We start from the raw sequence: 22,256 nt of genomic DNA, 5'->3' as shown, positions 1-22,256 counted from the left end.
TTGAGCGAGCCCAGGCAGCAGCCCGGCCGCTCCCGGTTCACCGGATGCCGAACTCGTCCCCGATGAGGCTCAGGAGTTCCTCCGCGCTGGCCGCGCCCAGGTCGCTGTCCACGTCATGGCCGTTCCGGTCCGCGACGGCGGGTCCGGCGGCGCCGGGTGCCTCCTCCAGCTTGGCGAGGAGCACGCGCAGGCGTACGGCGAGCGAGGCCTCGCGGCCGGGGACGTCGGTATCGGTCCGCAGGGCGGTTTCGAGGGACTGGAGGGCGAGCAGGGCCGGGTCGGGCGCCTGTACGGCGGTCAGGCCGAGCCCCTCGTGCAGGAGTTCGGCCAGGTCGTTGGGGGTCGGGTGGTCGAAGACCAGGGTGGCGGGCAGCCTCAGGGCGGTGAGGGCGGAGAGCCTGTTGCGCAGGTCCACGGCCATGAGGGAGTCGAAGCCGAGGCTCTTGAACGGCTTGCCCTGCGGCACGGCGTCCGCCGACGACAGCCCGGCGGCGGTGGCCGTCTCGGCCCGCACCAGCTCCACCAGGGCGGTGCGGCGGTCGGCCGCCGAGAGCGGCAGCAACCGCTCGCGCAGCCCGCCCGCGGGTGCGGCGGGCGCCCGTTCGCCGCCGCGCGAGCCGGCGGCGAGTCCGCGCAGAAGGACGGGGGTCGTGGGCGAATCCGGGTCGAGGGCCGAGGTGTCGAGCCGTACGGGGACGGCGACGCTCTCGCCGGCCGCGAGGGCGGCGTCGAACAGGGCCATGCCTTCCCGGGGGTCGAGCTGGCGAAGTCCCGCCCGGGCGATGCGTTTCAGGTCGCTCTCGGCGACGCCCGCGGTCATGCCCTCGCCCCGCTGCCAGGGCCCCCAGGCGAGCGAGAGCGCGGGCAGCCCGGCCGCGGCGCGGCGGACGCACAGTGCGTCCGCGAAGGCGTTGGCGGCGGCGTAGTTGGCCTGGCCGGCGCCGCCCATGGTGCCGGCCAGGGAGGAGAAGACGACGAAGGCGTCCAGGCCGAGGTGGGCGGTCAGTTCGTGCAGGTGCTCGACGGCCTCGGTCTTGACCGGCAGGACCGTGTCGACCTGTTCGGGAGTGAGGGCGGTGAGGGTGCCGTCGTCGACCGTGCCGGCGGTGTGGACCACGGCCCTCAGGTCCTCGACGGTGTCCAGGAGCGCGGCGAGCGCGGCACGGTCGGTGACATCGCAGGCCACCGCGCGGGCCGTGGCTCCGAGGTCCGCGAGTTCGGCGAGCAGTTCCGCCGTGCCGGGGGCGTCGGGGCCGCGCCTGGCGGCGAGCAGCAGGTCGCGTACACCGTGCCGGGTGGCCAGGTGCCGGGCGACCAGGCGGCCGAGGGTGCCGGTGGCGCCGGTGATCAGGACGGTGCCGGTGGCCGGCCAGGCGTCGGTCGCCGGTTCGCCGTCGGGGGCCGCCAGGCGGGCGAGCCGTGGAACGAGCAACTCGTCGCCGCGCAGGGCCAGTTGGGGTTCACCGGCGGCCAGGGCCCGGGCGACGGCCTGGGACAGCCGGATGGTGCTGCCGGGCAGGTGGTCGACGAGCAGGACGCTGCCCGGGTTCTCCAGCTGCGCGGAGCGGGCCAGCCCCCATACAGCGGCGCCCGCCGGGTCGGCCACCGTGTCGTCGGCGGCGGCCCGTACGGCGCCGGAGGTGCACAGCACCAACTGGGTGCCGGCCAGGGCGTCGTCGGCGGTCCACTCCTGGAGCAGCGCGAGGACCCGGTGCACGGCGTCGCGGGCGGCGGCCGCCGTCGGTGCGGCGAGCGGCAGCGGGACGACGACCACGTCGGGCACCGGTCCGCCGGCTCGCAGGGCCGCGAGGTCCGGGTGGTGCTCGACGGCCTCGGCGGTCTGGAGCAGGGGTTCGGCGTGGGCGTACGCGGCGGTGTCGCCGAGGACCGCGAACCGGCCCGGGAGCCGTCCCTCGGGCACGGCCGGTACGCCTTCGAGGGTGGTCCATTCGGTGTGCAGGAGCCATTCGGGGCGGATCCGCACGGTGTCCAGCCGGTCGGTCGAGGTGGGCCGCATGTGCAGGGCGGCGACGGCGGCGACGGGGCGGCCCGAGGGGTCGGTCAGCTCCACGGACACCTGGTCCCCGGTGAGATCGCGGACGTGCACCCGCAGGGTGGTGGCCTCCTGCCCGTACGTGGTGACACCGCGCCAGGCGAACGGCAGCAGCGGACCGCCCGACGTGGGTGCCGAGGGGCGGAAGGCCAGGGAGTGCATGGCGGCGTCGAGCAGGGCGGGGTGGACGGTGAAGCCGCCGCCCGCGGGCGCGGGCAGCCGCACCTCGGCGAAGACCTCGGTGCCGCGTCGCCAGGCGGCGGTCAGGCCGCGGAAGGCGGGGCCGTAGGTGAAGCCGTGGTCGACGAGGTCGTCGTAGAAGGTGTCCAGGTCGACCGGCTCGGCGTCCTGCGGTGGCCAGACGGCCGGAGTCACGTGTGGCGTGTCGGGCGCTTCCGGGACCAGCGTGCCCTCGGCATGGGCGGTCCATGGGCCGTCGGGGTCGGTGCGGGAGTGGACGGACAGGGCGCGATGGCCGGTGTCGTCGGCGGGGCCCAGCGTGAGCTGGAGCTGGACCGGCGCGTCGGCGGGCACCAACAGGGGGGCGGCCAGCGTGAGTTCGTCGAGGTGGCGGCAGCCGGCCTGGGCGCCCGCCCACAGGGCCAGTTCGACGAATCCGGTGCCGGGGAAGAGCACGGTGTCGAGGACGGCGTGGTCGGCGAGCCAGGGGTGGGCGTCCGTGGACAGCTCGCCGGTGAAGAGCGTGGTGCCGTCGGTGGCGGAGGTGACACGGGCGCCGAGCAGCGGGTGGCCGGCGGAGCGCAGGCCGAGCGCGGCCAGGTCGCCGCTCGCCCCGGCCGGGCGGGGATCGGGCCAGTAGCGGCTGCGCTGGAAGGCGTACGTCGGCAGGTCCACGTGGCGGGCGCCGGTGCCCGCGAGGACGGCGGACCAGTCGGCGTCCGCACCGGCGAGATGGGCCCGGGCCACGGCGGTGAGCAGGGCCTCGTTCTCGGGAGTTCCCTTGCGCTGGGACGGTACGCAGACCGGCGGCTCGGCATCGGAGTTGTTGGTGGGGTCGGTGTCGAGGCAGCTCTGTGCCATGCCGGTGAGGATGCCGTCGGGACCGGCCTCCAGGAAGACGGTGACCCCTTCGGCGGCCAGGGTGCGCACCCCGTCGGCGAATCGGACCGTCTCCCTGACGTGCCTGACCCAGTACTCGGGTGAGCAGGCCTGTTCGGCGGTGAGGAGCCCTCCGGTGACGTCGGAGACCACGGGGATGCGCGGCGGGCGCAGGTCGAGGCCGGCCACGACCTGGGCGAACTCGTCGAGCATGGGCTCCATCAGCGGCGAGTGAAAGGCATGACCGACCGTCAGGAAGCGGGTGCGCAGGCCCTCTTCGGTGAACCGCCGGTGGAGTTCGGTGAGGGCGGGGGCCGGGCCCGAGAGCACCACGGAGCCGGGCGCGTTGACCGCGGCGACGGCGGCTCCGGGGTGGTCGGCGAGCGCTTCGGCGGCGCGTGTCTCGTCGGCGGCGACGGCCAGCATGGCGCCGCCGGGCGGCAGTTGCTGCATCAGCCGGCCGCGGGCGGCGATGAGCCGGCAGGCGTCGGGCAGCGTCAGCACGTCGGCGAGGTGCGCGGCGGTGATCTCTCCGACGGAGTGGCCGAGGAGGTAGTCGGCGCGCACGCCCCAGCTCTCCAGCAGCCGGTACAGGGCGGTTTCGAAGGCGAACAGGGCGGGCTGGGTGTACTCGGTGCGGTGGATGGCCTCGGGGTCGGGGGCGTCGGTGTCGCTGCCCAGGACGATCTCGGCGAGCGGGCGCGGCAGTTGCGGGTCGAGGTGGACGCAGACAGCGTCGAAGGTCTCGGCGAAGACCGGGTGGGCCGCGTACAGGTCGCGGCCCATGCCGAACCGCTGGGCGCCCTGCCCGGTGAACAGCACCGCGAGCGCGCCTTCGCGGGCGGTGTCTCGCATCAGCCCGGGTGGCAGCTCCCCGGCGGCGAGAGCGGTGACGGCGGCGGTCGCCTCGGCGCGGTCGTGGACCGTGGCGGCGGCGCGGTGTTCGAGCGCGGCCCGGGTGGTGGCCAGCGAGTGGGCGAGGTCCGCGAGGGCGAGATCGGGTGCGGTCTCCAGACGGTCGAGGAGCCGGGCGGCCTGTTCGCGCAGGGCCTCTTCGTCGTGTGCGGAGAGCAGCAGGGGCCAGGGGCGAGGTGTGCCGGTTGAAGGGTCCTCGGCGGTGAACTCGTCGGCGGCGGGCGCCTGTTCGAGGATGACGTGGGCGTTGGTGCCGCTGATCCCGAACGACGACACACCCGCCCGGCGCGGCCGTCCCGCCTCCTGCGGCCACTCCCGGGCCTCGGTCAGCAACTCCACCGCGCCCGCCGACCAGTCGACCTGCGGCGACGGCTCGTCCACATGCAGGGTCTTCGGCAGCGTCCCGTGCCGCATCGCCATGACCGTCTTGATGATTCCGCCGACGCCTGCCGCCGACATGGTGTGGCCGATGTTGGACTTCAACGACCCGAGATACACGGGCTGTTCGCGGTCCTGTCCGTAGGTGGCGAGCAGAGCGTGCGCCTCGATGGGGTCGCCCAGCCGCGTGCCCGTCCCGTGCGCCTCCACCACGTCCACATCGGACGGTACGAGCCTGGCGTCGGCCAGCGCGTCCCGTATCACCCGCTGCTGCGCCAGACCGTTCGGCGCGGTCAGCCCGTTCGACGCACCATCCTGATTGACCGCCGAACCGCGTACGACGGCCAGCACCGGATGCCCGTTACGACGAGCGTCGGACAACCGCTCCACAAGCAGCACACCCACCCCCTCCGACCACCCCGTCCCGTCCGCCGCCGCCGCGAACGCCTTGCACCGACCGTCCACCGACAACCCACCCTGCCGTTCGAAGTCGGCGAAGAGCGAGGCGTCCGGCATCACGCAGACGCCGCCGGCCAGCGCGAGGTCGCACTCGCCGCCGCGCAGCGCCTGCGCGGCGGTGTGCAGGGCGACCAGGGAGGAGGAGCAGGCCGTGTCGACGGTGACCGCCGGGCCCTCAAGACCGAGGACGTACGAGACCCGGCCGGACACCACGCTGGTGGCGGTGCCGGTGACGGCGTACCCGGCCATCTGCTCCGAGCCGGGCGGGAAGAGCAGCGAGTAGCCGAGGGCGGCGGCTCCGACGTAGACGCCGGTCCGGCTGCCGCGCAGTGTCGTCGGGTCGATCCCCGCGCGTTCGACGGCCTCCCAAGAGGTCTCAAGGAGGAGCCGCTGCTGCGGGTCCATGGTGAGCGCCTCACGCGGGGTGATGCCGAAGAACCCGGCGTCGAAGCCGGCCACGTCGTCGAGGAATCCGCCGCGGGCGGTGTCCTGGGCGCGCCAGCCCCGGTCGCGGGGGAAGCCGGTGATCCCGTCGCGGCCGTCGGCGAGCAGGTTCCACAGTTCTTCGGGGCTGGTGACGCCGCCGGGGAAGCGGCAGGCCATGCCCACGACGGCCAGCGGTTCGTCGTTGGCGGCGCGGCGGCGGGCGGTGGCGGCGGCCGATGTCGCCGGGACTGCCGGAGCGTCCTGGGCACCGAAGAGTTCCGCGTACACGGCCTGGACCATGCGTCGCGGGGAGGGATGGTCGAAGACCACGGAGACGGGCAGGCGCAGCCCGGTGGCCGTGGCGAGCCGGTTGCGGAAGTCCACGGCGGTGAGCGAGTCGAAGCCGAGTTCCTTGAACGGCCGGGTGGCCTGGACGGCGTCGGGATCGTCGTGGCCCAGGGCCGCGGCGGCGGTGTCGCGGACGAGCAGGAGCAGGGCCCGGGTGCGCTCGGTCTCGGTCAGCGGGGCGAGCCGGCCGCGCAGTGAACCGGGATCGACGTCACCCGGGGTGTCGGCGACGGCCGTGCGGCGGGCGGGCCGCGTCGCAGGTGCGGAACCGCCGCGCGCCGGCCGGTCGACGGGCGGCGGCGCGGTGAGCAGTCCGGCGGGGCCGGTGGGGCGCAGCAGCAGGGAGTCGACCACGGCCACCGGGGCGCCGGTGGTGTCGGCCAGCAGCAGCGAGACGGTGCTGTCGCCGGTACGGGTCAGCCGGACCCGTAGCCGGGTCGCGCCGGCGGCACGGAGTTCGACGCCGCTCCAGGAGAACGGGACGGCCATGTCTCCCTGGTCGCCGCCGAGGGCGTACAGCGCGTGCAGGGCGGCCTCGGAGAGGGCGGGGTGGAGTCCGAAGCGGGCGGCTTCGACGCCCTCTCCGGCGGGCAGCCGCACCTCGGCGAAGACCTCGCCCTCGGCGCGCCACAGCTCGGTCAGCAGTCGGCGCTGCGGTCCGTAGGAGAAGCCGTCGGCGGCGAGCCGCTCGTAGAGGCCCTCGACCGGTACGGGTCCGGCGCCGGCCGGCGGCCATGCCGTCAGGTCCGGGGCGGAAGCGCCGGTTTCGGGGACCAGGGTGCCGGAGGCGTGCAGGGTCCAGTCGGGATCGGCGCCGGTGTCTGAGCCGGGCGCGACGGCCGAGGAGTAGACGGCGAGGGTGCGGCGCTTCCCGCCGTCGGCGCCGATCCTGACCTGGAGGCCGACGGCACCGTCCGGCGGCAGCAACAGCGGGGTGTGCAGGGTGAGTTCCTCGACCCTGCCGTGGCCGAACTGGTCACCGGCGAGGACGGCGAGTTCGACGAAGGCGGTGCCGGGCAGCACCGCCCGGTCGCCGAGCGAGTACCCGGCGAGCCAGCGGTGGTCGTGCGGGGAGAGCCGGCCGGTGAGGACCGCGCCGTCGTCGTCGGCGAGCCGCACCATGGCGCCCAGCAGGGGGTGGCGCAGCGGGCCGAGGCCGACGGAGGTCACGTCGCCGCCGCGGCGCGGGCCTTCGGGCCAGTGGCGGCGGCGCTGGAAGGCGTACGTGGGCAGGTCGACGCGGCGGGCGCCGGTGCCGGCGAAGACGCGCGGCCAGTCGATGTGCGCGCCGCCGGTCCACGCCTGGGCGAGGGCGGTGCGAAGCCGGCCGGGGCCGCCCTCGCCGCGGCGCAGGGTGCCGGTCACGACGGCCTCGTGGTCGCCGGCCTCGACGCACTGCTGGACGGAGGTGACGAGGACCGGGTGCGGGCTGGGTTCGACGAACAGCCGGTGGCCGTCGGCGAGGAGCGCGCGGAGGGCGCCCTCGAAGCGGACGGGCTCGCGCATGTTGCGGCACCAGTAGGTGGCGTCGAGGCCCGCGGTGTCCAGCTGCCGGCCGGTGACGGTGGAGTAGAAGGGCACCTGGCCGGTGCGCGGCGCGAGGTCCGCGAGGTCGGCCATGAGCTGCTCGCGCAGCGGTTCGACGTGCGGGGAGTGGCCGGGGCTGGCGGCGCCGGGGATCCGGCGGGCCTGTACTCCGTCGGCCGTGCAGGCGGCCACGAACGCGTCGCAGGCGTCGGGGTCGCCGGTGAGCGCGACGGAGGCGGGTCCGTTGACGGCGGCGATCCACAGCCGGTCGGCCCAGGGGGCGAGCCGGTCACGGACCTGGTCCTCGGGCAGCAGGACCGAGGCCATGCCGCCGCGTACGGTCAGGGTCCGCAGCGCGCGGCTGCGCAGGACGACAACGCGTACGGCGTCCTCAAGGGTGAGACCGCCCGCGATGTGGGCGGCGGCGATCTCGCCCTGCGAGTGCCCGACCACCGCGGCGGGCTCTGTTCCATAGGCCCGCAGGGTGTGCGCCAGCGACACCATGACGGTGAACAGGACGGGCTGGATGACGTCGATACGGTCGGTGTCGACGGGGCCGGGTTCGCCACGCAGCACGTCGAGGACGTTCCAGTCCACCAGCGCCTGCACGGCGGCCGCGCAGGCGTGCACGCTGTCGGCGAACACCGGTTCCGCGTCGAGCAGTTCACGGGCCATGCCGAGCCACTGGGAGCCCTGGCCCGGCAGCACGAACGCCGTCTTGCCGGTGACCGCGGAGCCCTCGGTGAGGGTGTCGTGCGGGCGGCCTTCGGCGAGCGCGGTCAGTCCCGCGAGGAGGGTGTCGCGGTCGCCGGCCAGGACGGCGGCCCGCTGGTCGAGGGGCGTGCGGGTGGTGGCCAGGGAGTGGGCGACGTCCGCGACCGGGACGTCGGGCCGGGCGGTGAGGTGCTCGGCGAGACGGCGGGCCTGTGCGCGCAGGGCGGTGGTGTCGCGGGCGGACAGAACGGCCGGCAGGGCGGTGGGCGGGAGGGCCGGATCGTCGGCGGGTGACGAGGCGTCGGGCCCGGCCGGTTGCGCGTCGGCCGCGGGCCTCGCTCCGACGGGCCCGGGCCGCCCGGCGGCGGGTGACGGTTCTTCGGCGGGTGCCTGCTCCAGGATCACGTGGGCGTTGGTGCCGCTGACGCCGAAGGAGGAGACGCCGGCCCGGCGCGGGGTGTCGGCGTCCGGCCAGGCGCGCGGTTCGTCGAGCAGTCGTACGGTGCCGGAGGACCAGTCGACGAACGGTGTGGGTTCGTCGGCGTGCAGGGTCCGGGGCAGGGTGCGTGCACGCAGCGCGAGCACCATCTTGATGATGCCGCCGACGCCCGCGGCGGCCTGGGTGTGACCGATGTTGGACTTCAGCGAGCCCAGCCACAGCGGGCGTCCCTCGGGTCGGGCGGCGCCGTACGTGGCGAGCAGCGCGTCCGCCTCGATGGGGTCGCCCAGCCGGGTGCCGGTGCCGTGCGCCTCGACGGCGTCGACCTCGGCGGCGGTCAGCCCGGCGTCGGTGAGGGCGTCCCGGATGACCCGTTGCTGCGAGGGGCCGTTGGGAGCGCTCAGGCCGTTGGAGGCTCCGTCCTGGTTGACGGCGGAGCCCCGTACGACCGCCAGTACGGGGTGGCCGTTGCGCCGGGCGTCGGACAGCCGCTCGACGACGAGGATGCCGGCGCCCTCGCTCCAGCCGGCGCCGTCGGCGGCGGCGCCGAACGCCTTGCAGCGGCCGTCGGGGGCGAGCGAGCCCTGCCGGGAGAGCATCACGTGCACGTCCGGCGTGGACATCACGGTGACACCGCCGGCCAGGGCCAGATCGCACTCGCCCGCCCGCAGTGCCCGTGCCGCGAGGTGGAGGGCGACCAGCGAGGACGAACAGGCGGTGTCGACGGTGAGCGCCGGGCCTTCGAGCCCGAGGACGTACGAGATGCGCCCGGACAGCACGCTGTTGGAGACGCCGGTCGAGCCGTGGCCGTCGATGCCGCCCTCGGTGGTGGCCAGCAGGGTGGCGTAGTCCTGCTGGGAGACGCCCGCGAACACGCCGGTGCGGCTGCCCTTCAGCGCCCGTGTGTCGATGCCGGCGCGCTCCAGCGCCTCCCAGGAGGCCTCCAGGAGCAGCCGCTGCTGCGGGTCCATGGAGTGTGCCTCGCGCGGTGATATCCCGAAGAACGCGGCGTCGAAGGAGGCGATGTCGTCGAGGAAGCCGCCCTCGCGGACGTAGCAGGTGCCGTCCTTCGACGGGTCGGGGTCGTAGAGGGCGGCCAGGTCCCAGCCGCGGTCCTCGGGGAAGGAGTCCACCGCGTCGCGGCCCTCGGCGACGAGCCGCCACAGGTCGTCGGGCGAGTGCACCCCGCCGGGGTAGCGGCAGGCCATGCCGACGACGGCGATCGGTTCGCGGGCCGCCGACTCCAGCTCACTCAGCCGCCTGCGCGTCCGGTGCAGGTCCGCGGCGACCTGCTTGAGGTAGTCGCGGAGTTCCTTGTCATCAGCCATGTGGACCGTTCACTCCTTGCCGAGTTCCGAGCGGATGAAGTCGAGCAGTTCGTCGTCCGAGGCCCCGGCGAGCCGCGTGCCGACGTCCTCCGTGGCCCCCGCGATCCCCGCCGCGTCCTGCGCGGCCCCGGTCTCGCCGACGGTTGCCGGCACACCCACGATCGCCAGGGTCCGTAGTCGGGCGGCGATCCCCGGGCGTTCCGGGTCCCCGGCCGCCAACTCGGCGAGCGCTGCCTCCAGTTGATCGAGGAGAACGGGGACGGCGAGCCGCCTCGCCGGGCCGGCATGGTCGGCCTGGTCAAGGAGGCGGCGCTCCAGTTGCTCGGCCAGGGCGGCGGGGGTCGGGTAGTCGAAGACCAGGGCGGCGGGCAGCGGCAGGCCGGTCGCGGCGGCGAGGCTGTTGCGCAGCTCCACCGCGGTCAGCGAGTCGAATCCGACCTCGCGGAACGACCTGCGCGGGTCGAGGCCCTCCGGCGACGGATAGTCGAGGACGGCCGCGGCGCGCGCCCTGACCAGGTCCAGCAGGCGCTGGGCGCGTTCGGCGGCGGGCAGGGCCGCCAGCCGCCGCGCGTACCCGGGTCCGGACCCGGCCCCGGCATCGTCGGCCGGCCGTGCCTGCGGTGCCGGGACCAGGGTGCGCAGCATCGCGGGCAGCGTGCCGGCCGCGGCGCGGCCCCGCAGGACGGCCGGGTCGGTGCGCATGGGAACCAGGACGGCCTCGTCGCCGGCCCACGCCCGGTCGAACAGGTCGAGGCCCTGCCCGGCGTCCAGCGGCAGCACACCCGCCCTGGCCATGCGCCGCAGGTCCACCTCGCCAAGCCGGCCGCCCATACCGCCGCCGGTCCCCCACAGCCCCCAGGCCAGGGAGGTCGCAGGCAGCCTGTGCGCCCGGCGCCTGCGGGCCAGCGCGTCCAGATAGGCGTTGGCGGCGGCGTAGTTGGCCTGGCCCGCGCCGCCGAAGGTGCCCACGGCGGAGGAGAAGAGCACGAAGTGCGACAGGTCCAGGTCGCGGGTCAGTTCGTGCAGGTGGTGGGCGGCGTCGGCCTTGGGGCCGAGCACGGTGTCCAGCCGCTCCGGTGTGAGCGCGGTGACCACACCGTCGTCCACCACGCCCGCGGTGTGCACCACACCTGTCAGCGGCCGGTCGGCCGGTATCCCGGCGAGGACGGCGGCCAGTGCGTCCCGGTCGGCCACGTCGCACGCGGCGAAGACGGCCCGGGCGCCCGCCCGTTCCAGGTCGGCGGCCAGTTCGCCGGCCCCCGGCGCCTCGGCGCCTCGGCGGCTGACCAGCAGCAGGTCCGGTACGCCGTGCACGGCCGCCAGGTGCCGGGCCACCAGCCCGCCCAGTTCGCCGGTACCACCGGTGACCAGCACCGTGCCGTGCTCGCGCGGCGTCGGACCGCCGGGCCGAGTCCCGGCGGCGGTCAGGCGAGGTGCGTACACCTTCCCGTTCCGGACGGCGAGTTGCGGCTCGGCACCGGTCAGCGCGGTGGCCACGGCGGAGGCCAGCGCGGGCGCGTCGGTGCCGTCGTCCGCCAGGTCGACCAGCACGAACCGGTCGGGGTGTTCGGCCTGCAGCGACAGCAGCAGCCCCTGTGCCGCCGCCTGCGCGGGGTCGCCGGTGGTCGCTCCGCAGGTCACGGCCACCACCCGGGCGCCGGACAGCCGCTCCTGCCCGAGCACGGCCTGGACACGGCTGAGTGTGTCGTACGTGGTGTGCCGTACGGCGGCGGGATCGGCGCCGTCGGCCTGCTCCCGCCCGCTGTCGGGCACCGGTTCCAGGGCCAGCACGAGGAGATCGGCGGACTCGTCGAGGGTGTCGGGTCCTGGGTGGACGTCGGCGACGCCGCCGCGGTGCAGGGCGAGCGCCTTGGCCAGGGTGCCGGCCCGCCCGTCGGCCCGGCCGAGCACCGCCCAGTGCGCGCCGGGCTCCGGTGCGGCGACCGTCTCCACCGGCTGCCAGACCGGTGTGTACAGGCCCTCGGAGGTCTCCGCCTCCGTCTGCTGCCGGGTCGTCTCCAGCCAGTAGGCGCTGCGCTGGAAGGCGTACGTCGGCAGGTCCACCCGCCGCGCGCCCGTCCCGGCGAGGAGCGCCGACCAGTCCACGGGCACCGACCGGACGTGCAGCCGTCCGAGCGCGCCCACCAGGGAACGCGTCTCGTCCCGCCCCTTGCGAAGAGCTCCGAGGGCGAGGAGGTCCGGAGCCGTCTCCTGAACCATGGAGGCGAGCAAGCCGTCGGGGCCCAACTCCAGTACGGTACCGATGCTTTGGGCCCTCAGGGTGCGGACGCTGTCGGCGAACCGGACGGTGGCGCGCACGTGCCGCACCCAGTACTCCGGGGTGCACAGCTCCTCCCCCGCCACCTCCCCGGTCACGTTCGACACCACCGGAATCACCGGCTCGTGGAAGGCGACGCCGGACAGCACCTCGGCGAACTCGGCCAGCATCGGCTCCATCAGCCCGGAGTGGAACGCATGACTGACCGCCAGCCGCTTCACCCGACGCCCCTGAGCGGCGAACCCGTCCGCCACCTCCCGCACGGCCGCCTCCGCGCCCGACACCACCAGCGACGACGGACCGTTGACCGCCGCCACCGACACACCCGGCACGTCGGCACTCTCGGAAACCTCCGCCTCTGAAGCCTCGACCGCCCACATCGCCCCACCCGCCGGCAACGCCTGCATCAACCGCCCACGCGCCGCCACCACCCGGCACGCATCCGCCAGCGACCACACTCCTGCCACATACGCGGCGACCAACTCGCCCAGGGAATGCCCCAGCACCGCATCCGGACGCACCCCCCATGACTCCAGCTGCCGGAACAGCGCGACTTCCACCGCGAACAACGCCGGCTGCGCCCAGCCCGTGGACTCCAACTGCTCCGCCGGACCGTCGAACACCACGTCCCGCAACGGCTTCGGCAACAGATCGTCGAAGGCCGCGCACACCTCGTCGAACGCCCCCGCGAACACCGGGAAGGCCTCGTACAACTCACGCCCCATACCGACCCGTTGTGACCCCTGACCCGAGAACACCAGCCCCAGACCACCGTCCGACGGTTCGTCGGCGGTGAGGGCGCCGTTCTCGGCGAGCGTGGTGAGTTCCCGGTGGAGTTCGTCGTGATCGGCGGCCACCAGGACGACGGCGGTGGGCAGGACGGCCCGGGTCGTGGCGAGGGAGAACGCCAGGTCGGGCAGGCGGATTCCGGGTTCGTCGGCCAGGAGTCCGGCGTACCGGGCGGCCTGGGCGCGCAGTGCCTCGTCGTCCCGCGCGGAGACGACGGCCGCGACGACGACCGGTGCCGTCTCACCGGGGTCCGGTTCCGATTCCGGTTCTGGTTCCGGTTCGGGACGGGTGTCGGCGTCGGCGTCGGCCTGTTCGAGGATCACGTGGGCGTTGGTGCCGCTGATCCCGAACGACGACACACCCGCCCGGCGCGGACGTCCCGCTTCCTGCGGCCACTCCCGGGCCTCGGTCAGCAACTCCACCGCGCCCGCCGACCAGTCGACCTCGGGGGTGGGCTCGTCGACGTGCAGGGTGCGGGGCAGCACGCCCTCTCGTAGGGCCATCACGGTCTTGATGACACCGCCGACACCGGCCGCGGCCTGCGTATGACCGATGTTCGACTTCAACGATCCGAGATACAGCGGCTGTTCGCGGTTCTGCCCGTACGTCGCCAGCAGCGCCTGCGCCTCGATGGGGTCGCCCAGCCGGGTCCCGGTGCCGTGTGCCTCGACGGCGTCCACGTCCACCGGCGACAGTCCCGCGTCGCCCAGCGCCGCGAGGATCACCCGCTGCTGGGAAGGGCCGTTCGGCGCGGTCAGGCCGTTCGAGGCACCGTCCTGGTTCACCGCGGAGCCGCATACCACGGCCAGCACCGGGTGCCCGTTGCGCCGCGCGTCCGACAGGCGCTCCACCACCAGCATGCCCGCCCCTTCGGCGAGGGCGAAGCCGTCGGCCGCGGCCGCGAAGGACTTGCTGCGGCCGTCGCGGGCCAGCGCGTGCTGACGGCTGAAGCCGACGAAGGAGGCGGGCTCGGACATCACGGTCGCGCCGCCCGCGAGCGCCAGGTCGCACTCCCCCGCCCGCAGGGCCTGCACCGCCAGGTGCAGGGCGACCAGGGAGGAGGAGCAGGCCGTGTCGACGGTGACCGCCGGGCCCTCCAGGCCGAGGGTGTACGAGATTCGGCCGGAGGCCACGCTCGCGGCGGCCCCGGTGGCGAAGAACCCCTCGACGTCGGTGGCCGCGTTCAACAGGCGGGCGGTGTGCCCCTGTTCGCTGACGCCGACGTAGACAGCCGTACGGCTGCCGCGCAGACCCGACGGGTCGATGCCGGCCCGTTCCAGCGCCTCCCAGGAGGTTTCGAGGAGCAGCCGCTGCTGCGGGTCCATCGCCGGCGCCTCGCGCGGCGAGATGCCGAAGAACGCCGGGTCGAAGTGGGCCGCGTCGCCGAGGAAGCCGCCGTGGTCGACGTAACTGGAATCGGGGGTGGCCTCGTCGGGGTCGTGCAGCCGGTGCAGTGGCCAGCCGCGGTCGGTGGGGAAGGCGGTGATGAGGTCCGCCTCCTCGCCGACGGCCCGCCACAGGTCCTCGGGGGACCCGATGCCGCCAGGGAAGCGGCAGCCCATCGCGACGACGGCGATGGGGTCGTCGCGGTCGGCGGCCCTGACCACCACGGGGGCCGGGCGGTCCTGTGCGCCGAAGAGACGGTCGCTGAGGAAGCCGGCCAGCGCGGTCATGGTGGGGTGGTCGAAGACGAGCGTGCTGGGCAGCCGTACTCCGGTGGCCGTGGTGAGCCGGTTGCGCAGGTCGACGGCGGTGAGCGAGTCGAAGCCCAGCTCCTTGAAGGCGCGTCGGGGGTCGACGGCGTCCGGATCGGGGTGTCCGAGGACGGCGGCGGCGTGTTCACGTACGAGGTCGCGCAGGGCCCGGGTGCGCGCGGCCTGGTCGACACCGGCCAGGCGGCGGGCGAGTTCCGGGGCCGGAGCGCCGGCTTCGACCCCGGGCGTCTGCTCGGGTGCGGCGGGCCGGGCTTCCGGGATGTCGTCCAGCAGATGGCTGCGGCGGCCCGTGGTGAAGACCTCGGCGAACCGCTCCCAGTCGACGTCGGCGAGGATCACCGAGGTCTCGCCGTCGGCGAGGACGGTACGCAGGCCCGCGATCGCCGTCTGCGGATCGATGACGGGCAGGCCGGTCAGGCGGAGTTGGTCGTAGATGGTGTCGGAGACCATGCCGCCGCCCGCCCACGGCCCCCAGGCGACGGAGAGGGTCGGCACGCCGTCGGCACTGCGCCGCTCGGCCCGCGCGTCGAGCACCGCGTTGCCCGCGGCGTAGACGCCGTGGTCGCCCGCGCCCCAGACGGCCGTGATGGACGAGAAGTAGACGACCGCGTCGAGCTGTTCCGGGTCGAGGACCGCTTCGAGGTTCTCGATGCCCGCGACCTTGGCGGCCAGCACCGTGACCAGATCCTCGAACGGTGCCTCCGCGACGGGACCGAGGACGCCGACGCCGGCCGCGTGCACGACGGCCCGGATCCGGTCGCCGCCTCCGTAGCCACCTCCGACTCCGCTGCCGTCTCCGGGTCCGTCGCCGTCACCTTCGATGTCGGCGAGGGCGGCGGCCAGGGCGGCGCGGTCGTTGGTGTCGCAGGCGACCAGTGTGACCCGTACGCCCGACTCCTCCAGTTCGGCGCGGAGTTCGCCGGCACCCGGGGCGGCGGCCCCCCGCCTGCTGAGCAGAACGAGGTGGTCAGCGCCGTCGCGGGCGAGCCAGCGGGCGACATGGGCGCCCAGGGCGCCGGTGCCGCCGGTGACGAGCACGGTGCCGCGCGGGGTCCAGCCCTCGCGCGCCGGGGCGGTGGCGTGGACGAGACGGCGGGCGAAGATCCCGCCGGCCCGCAGCGCGACCTGGTCCTCGCCGTCGTCCGCGGCGAGTACGGCGAGGAGCTGCTCCTGCGTGGCCGCGTCGGCGGCGGTCGGCAGGTCGATCAACCCACCCCAGTGCTGCGGCAGTTCGACGGCGGCGCAGCGGCCCAGTGCCCAGACGGCTGCCTGGGCGGGGTCGGCGGGTCCGGCGTCGTCCGCGGTGCCCACGGCACCGCGGGTGAGGCACCACAACGGGGCGGCCGCGCCCGTCCTGACGAGCGCCTGGACAAGGGCCAGGGTCGTGGCGAGTCCGGTCGGCACCACCGGGTCGGCGGGGTGCGGTGTGGTGTCGGCGCCGGTGAGCGCGACCACTCCGGTAGGCCCGACGGCCCGGACCTCGTCGGCGAGGGTGTCCGCGGTGTCGTCCGCGGACACGGCCAGCAGTACGGCGTGCTCGGCACGCTCCTGTACGGCGGCGGCCGCCGCGGCGAGCGCCGGATCGTCGGACAGGGCCTCGGGTACGGCGATCAGCCAGGTGCCCGGGAGCACGGCGGGAGCGGCCGGCCGGGTCAGCGGGCGCCAGTCGACGGTGTAGCGCCAGGCGTCCACGGCGGTGCGCTCGCGACGCTCCCGGCGCCAGGAGGAGAGCGCGGGCAGGACGGTGCGCAGCGCCGGTTCGTCGGCCGACAGGGCCAGGGCGGCGGCGAGGGCGGTGACGTCCTGCTCCTCGACGGCCCGCCAGAACTCCTCGTGTGCCGGGTCCGCCACGGGAGTGCCGGGCAGCGTCTGCGGCCAGTGACGGCTCCGCTGGAACGGGTAGGTCGGCAGCTCGACCGGCGCCTCGGGCGATGCGGGCCGGTGGTCGGCGTAGGCCGGCGTCCAGTCCACGCGTACACCGGCCACGGCCAGTTCGGCGAGCGAGGCGAACACACGGGCGAGGCCGGACTCGCCCCGGCGCAGGGTGCCCGCGACGAGCGGCTCGACGCCCGCGCGTTCGGCGGTCTCCGCGATGGGCGCGGTCAGTACTGGGTGCGGACTGATCTCGACGAACACGTGGTGTCCGGCCTCGACCAGACCGGTGACGGTGGGTTCGAGGCGGACGGTGGAACGCAGATTCCGGTACCAGTACTCGCCGTCCAGCCCCACCGTGTCGAACCGGTCCGCGGTGACCGTGGAGTGGAAGGGCACGCGGGAGGCACAGGGTGCCAACCCGTCGAGCACGTCGAGGAGTTCATCGCGGATCTCCTCCACCTGCGCGGAGTGCGAGGCATAGTCCACCTCGACCCGCCGGGCCCGCACCCCCAGCGCGACAGCCTCGGCGACCACCTCATCGACGTCGGCGGGAGCGCCCGCGACGACCACCGAGGACGGACCGTTGACGGCGGCCACGTCGACTCGACCGTCCGCCACCGCGCCCAGGGCGCGTACGTCGTCGACCGGCAGCTGCACCGAAGCCATCGCGCCCTGCCCGGACAGCGCCAGGATCGCCTGCGAGCGGAGTGCGACCACCTTGGCGCCGTCCTCCAACGTCAGCGCTCCCGCCACCACCGCGGCGGCGATCTCCCCCTGGGAGTGGCCGACCACGGCGGCCGGCTCCACCCCGTACGAGCGCCACACCTCGGCAAGGCACACCATCACCGCCCACAGCACCGGCTGGACCACGTCCACCCGGTCCAACTCCCCGCCCCCGCGCAGGACTTCGATCAGCGACCAGTCCACGAACGCGGACAGAGCCTGCTCACACTCACCCATCCGCCCCGCGAACACCGGCGAGGACTCCAGCAACTCCACCCCCATCCCCACCCACTGCGACCCCTGACCCGGAAACACGAACACGGGGCCGCGGCCGACCGGTCCGGTGATACCGCTGATCACCGTCGGGGCGGTGGCCGTGCCGTCGGCGAGGGCTCGTACGCCGGTCAGCAGTTCGGCGCGGTCGTGGCCGATGACGACCGCTCGGTGCTCGAAGAGCGAGCGGCTGTTCAGCAGTGCCCTGCCGACGGCTGCCTCGTCGGCGTCGGTGTGGTCGAGATGGTCGGCGAGGCGGGCGGCCTGGGCGCGCAGGGCCTCAGGGGTTCGGGCGGAGAGGAGCCAGGGGCGTGCGGCGGTTTCGTCGCCCTTGTCAGCGCCGCCGGGTACTTCAGGGGCGGGTTCTTCAGGGGCGTGTTCGAGGATGAGGTGGGCGTTGGTGCCGCTCATGCCGAACGACGACACGCCCGCCCGGCGCGGGCGCCCCGTCTCCGGCCACGACTGATGCTCCGTCAGCAGCCGTACCGTGCCCGCCGACCAGTCCACCTGACTCGTCGGCTCGTCCACGTGCAGGGTGCGTGGCAACACACCCTCCCGGAGCGCCATCACTGTCTTGATGACACCCCCGACACCGGCTGCCGCCATGCTGTGGCCGATGTTGGACTTCAGCGAGCCCAGCCACAGGGGCCTGTCGACGGGTCGGTCGCGGCCGTACGTCGCCAGCAGCGCCTGCGCCTCGATCGGATCGCCCAGCCGGGTGCCCGTCCCATGCGCCTCCACCGCGTCCACATCTGTCGGAGCGAGCCCCGCAGTCGCCAACGCCGCCCGGATCACCCGCTGTTGGGACGGGCCGTTCGGCGCGGTCAGACCGTTCGACGCACCGTCCTGGTTCACCGCCGAACCCCGCACCACCGCCAGCACCCGATGACCGTTGCGCCGCGCGTCCGACAGGCGCTCCACCACCAGTACGCCCGCGCCTTCGGCCCAGCCGGTGCCGTCGGCGGTGTCCGAGAACGCCTTGCACCGGCCGTCCGACGCGAGGCCGCCCTGGCGGGCGAACTCCAGGAAGCCTCCGATGGTGTTCATGACGGTGACGCCGCCCGCGAGCGCGAGGTCGCACTCACCCGCCCGCAGGGCCTGCCCCGCGAGGTGCAGGGCGACCAGGGACGAGGAGCAGGCCGTGTCCACGGTGACCGCCGGGCCTTCGAGACCGAGCACGTACGAGATGCGCCCGGAGACGACGCTGCCCGCTGTGCCGGTCATGACGTGGCCCTCGGTCTCGGCGGTGGCCGCGAGTACCTCGGCGTAGTCGGAGCCCGCGATGCCCGCGAAGACGCCGGTCCGGCTGCCGCGCAGGGAAGCCGGGTCCAGGCCGGTGCGTTCCAGGGCCTCCCAGGAGGTTTCGAGGAGCAGCCGCTGCTGCGGGTCCATCGCCAGCGCCTCACGCGGTGAGATGCCGAAGAACGCCGCGTCGAACTCGGCGGCGCCGTGCAGGAATCCGCCGGTGGTCGGGGTGCGGCCGTCGATCCGGCGCCGCTCGGACAGGTCCCAGCCCCGGTCGCGCGGGAAGGCGGTGACGCCGTCACCGGCCGAGGCGACCAACTGCCAGAGGTCTTCGGGACTGCTGACACCGCCCGGGTAGCGGCAGGCCATGCCGACCACGGCCAGCGGTTCGTCCGAGGCACGGGAGCGGGCGCTGACGATGGTGTCGGTGTGTTCGTCGTTGAGATGGCGGACGACCGCTTCGGGGGTCGGATGGTCGAAGACCAGTGTGGCGGGCAGCGGCAGTCCGCTCTCCTCGGCGAGGCTGTCGCGGAACCGCACGGCGGACAACGAGTCGAAGCCGAGTTCCTTGAAGGAGCGGTCCGGTGGGACGGCGTCCAGGGAGGAGTGGCCGAGCACGGCGGCGGCGACCCGTCGCACCAGGTCCAGATCGATGGAATGGTCGAGGTCGATGGAGCGACCGGATACGGCGGTCCGCCCGTCGGCGGCGGGCGGCGGAGCGCTCAGCAGTACGGCGCCGGTTCCGGCCGTGGCGGGCAGCCAGAAGCGGCTGCGCTGGAACGGGTAGGTCGGCAGGTCCACTGCGGGGCCCTCGGAGAGGCCGAGCACGGCGGCCCAGTCGACGGCGACTCCGCGGACGTGGAGTTCGCCGAGCGCGGTCAGCAGGGCGGTCGGTTCGTGGTGGCCGCGCGGCAGCGAGGCGACGAGCGCGGGGGCGGCGCCGCCGGGCAGGTCGGCCAGGCTGTCGCGGGCCAGCACGCTGAGGACGCCGCCGGGGCCGAGTTCCAGGCAGGCTCCGACGCCGAGTTCGCCGAGCAGGCGTACGCCGTCGTGGAACCGTACGGTCTCGCGCACGTGCCGTACCCAGTAGTCGGGCGAGCGGAGTTGCTCCTCGGTGGCGAGTCCGCCGGTGACGTTGGAGACGACGGGGATGCGCGGCGCGTGGAAGGTCAGGCTCTCGGCGACCTCGCGGAACCGGTCGAGCATCGGTTCCATCAGCGGGGAGTGGAAGGCGTGGCTGACCTGGAGGCGCCGGGTCCGCAGACCGCGTTCCGCGCAGAGCGCGGCCGTGGCGTCCACCGCGTCGGCCGGGCCCGAGAGCACGGTGGCGCGCGGGCCGTTGACGGCGGCGACGGCGAGCAGGGCGGCGGTTCCGGCTGCGTCGAGGAGGCCGGGTACGTCGTCCTCGGCGGTCTCGACGGCGAGCATGGCGCCGCCTTCCGGGAGCGCCTGCATGAAGGTGGCACGGGCGGCGACCAGGGTGCAGGCGTCGTCGAGGGAGAGCACGCCGGCGACGTGCGCGGCGGCGAGTTCGCCGATGGAGTGGCCGAGCAGGTAGTCGGGCGTCAGGCCCCAGTGTTCGAGGAGCCGGTAGAGGGCGACCTCGAAGGCGAACAGGGCCGTCTGTGTGTACGCGGTCCGGCCGATCAGCTCCTCGGAGTCGAGGGCTTCGGCGAGTGGTCGGTCCAGGCGGGGGTCGACCCGGGTGCGTACGGCGTCGAAGGCCGCCGCGAACACCGGCTGGGCGGCGTACAGTTCGCGGCCCATGCCGGCTCGCTGGGCGCCTTGGCCGGTGAAGAGGAACGCGAGCGGTCCGGCCCGGCCCTCGGTGCCGCGCACGACGCGGGCGTCGGGGCGGCCGTGCGCGAGGGCGTCGAGTCCCGCGAGGAGTTCGTCGCGTCCGGTGCCCACGACGACGGCCCGGTGCGCGAAACGGGCGCGGGAGCCTGCGAGCGCCCGCGCGACGGACAGCGGCGCGGGAGCGTGCTCGCGCGCCACGAGGTCGCGCAGCCGCCCGGCTTGGGCACGCAGTGCTTCGGGGCCGCGGGCCGAGAGGAGCAGGGGTACGGGTAGGGGTACCGGGGTGTCGTCGGCCGGAGACTCGACAGCGGCATGGATCTCGGGAGCCGAAGTCCCGACGCCGACGGCAGCCGGGGCGGAGGCCGCTTCGGGGGCTTCCCCAACAGCCGAACCCGCCGGCACGGCACCCGAGGCAGCAGGAGCCTCGGCGACGGAGCCCGCAGCGGCAGGGTCCACGCCGGCCGCCCCCGCGACCGCGGGCTCTTCGCCTGCGGAGCCCGCAGGAGAGGGGGTTGCCGCCACGGATGCCTCCGTGGCAGGGGCCTGTTCCAGGATCACGTGGGCGTTGGTGCCGCTGATCCCGAACGACGACACCCCTGCCCGGCGCGGGCGGCCCGTCTCCGGCCATGCCCGCTCCTGGGCCAGCAACTCCACCGCGCCCGAAGACCAGTCCACCTCGGTCGTGGGCTCGTCCGCGTGCAGGGTGCGTGGCAGTACGCCCTCCTGGAGTGCCATCACGGTCTTGATGACACCGCCGACGCCGGCCGCGGCCTGCGTATGGCCGATGTTGGACTTCAGGGAGCCCAGCCACAGGGGTCGCCCCTCGGGCCGGTCCTGGCCGTAGGCGGCGAGCAGTGCCTGGGCCTCGACGGGGTCCCCGAGCCGCGTGCCGGTGCCGTGTGCCTCAACGGCGTCGATCTGGGCGGGGCTGAGCCCGGCGTCGGCCAGCGCGGCACGGATGACCCGCTGCTGGGAGGGGCCGTTGGGAGCGGTCAGTCCGTTGGAGGCACCGTCCTGGTTGACGGCGGTGCCGCGTACCACGGCGAGCACGCGCTGCTTCTCGCGCTGCGCGTCGGACAGCCGGCGCAGGGCGAGGACGGCGACGCCCTCGCCCCAGCCGGTGCCGTCGGCGGCGGCCGAGAAGGACTTGCAACGGCCGTCGCCCGCCAGGCCGCCCTGCAGCAGGAACTCCTCGTACAGCCCGGGGTCGGCCATCACGGCCGCGCCGCCGACCAGCGCGAAGGAGCATTCACGGGCACGCAGCGCGCGGGTGGCCAGGTGCAGCGCGACCAGGGAGGAGGAGCAGGCCGTGTCGACGGTCAGCGCCGGGCCCTCCAGGCCGTAGAAGTAGGAGAGGCGGCCGGAGGCGACGCTGCTGGTGGTGCCGGTGAGCACATGGCCCCGGACCTCGCGCAGGGCCTCGTCGTCCCGCGGTCCGTACTTCTGGTCGGTCATGCCGACGAAGACTCCGCCGTCGGTGCCCTTGAGTGCGGCCGGGTCGAGGCCGGCGCGTTCGACCGCCTCCCAGGAGGTCTCCAGGAGGAGCCGCTGCTGCGGGTCCATCGCCAGCGCCTCACGCGGCGAGACGCCGAAGAAGTCGGCGTCGAACTCGGCCGCGCCGGGCAGGAATCCGCCCTCCAGACGGACGCCCGCGGCCTCCAGCGCGTCGGTGCGCCAGCCCCGGTCGCCAGGGAACTCGCCGATGGCGTCCCGGCCTTCACGGACCAGGTCCCACAGGTCCTCGGGGGCGTTCACCCCGCCGGGGAAACGGCAGGCCATCGCCACGATCGCCACGGGCTCCCGGCGGTCCGTCTCCAGTTCTAGCAGCCGCTTGCGGGTGCGCTGGAGGTCGGCGGTCACCCGCTTGAGATAGTCAACAACCTTGTCGTCGTTCGCCACGGGTACTCCGATT

General features: G+C 74.6%; 2 protein-coding genes. Both read right to left on the bottom strand.

What is annotated here, in order from left to right:
* Positions 1-37: 37 nt before the first annotated feature.
* Positions 38-9,646, bottom strand: coding sequence for an SDR family NAD(P)-dependent oxidoreductase (locus tag AB0I18_RS18240; protein WP_363106508.1), 9,609 nt, complete (start codon positions 9,644-9,646; stop codon positions 38-40).
* A 9-nt stretch (positions 9,647-9,655) separates the two neighbouring features.
* Entirely contained in the window at positions 9,656-22,243 is a 12,588-nt protein-coding gene (locus tag AB0I18_RS18235; protein WP_363106507.1) for a type I polyketide synthase, read from the bottom strand.
* Positions 22,244-22,256: the final 13 nt, after the last annotated feature.

It is taken from the genome of Streptomyces sp. NPDC050704, assembly GCF_040654355.1.
In the GTDB taxonomy this organism is placed as follows: Bacteria; Actinomycetota; Actinomycetes; order Streptomycetales; family Streptomycetaceae; genus Streptomyces.
The sequence above is the reverse complement of the archived record's forward strand: the minus strand, read 5'-3'. Positions and strand labels throughout refer to the sequence as shown.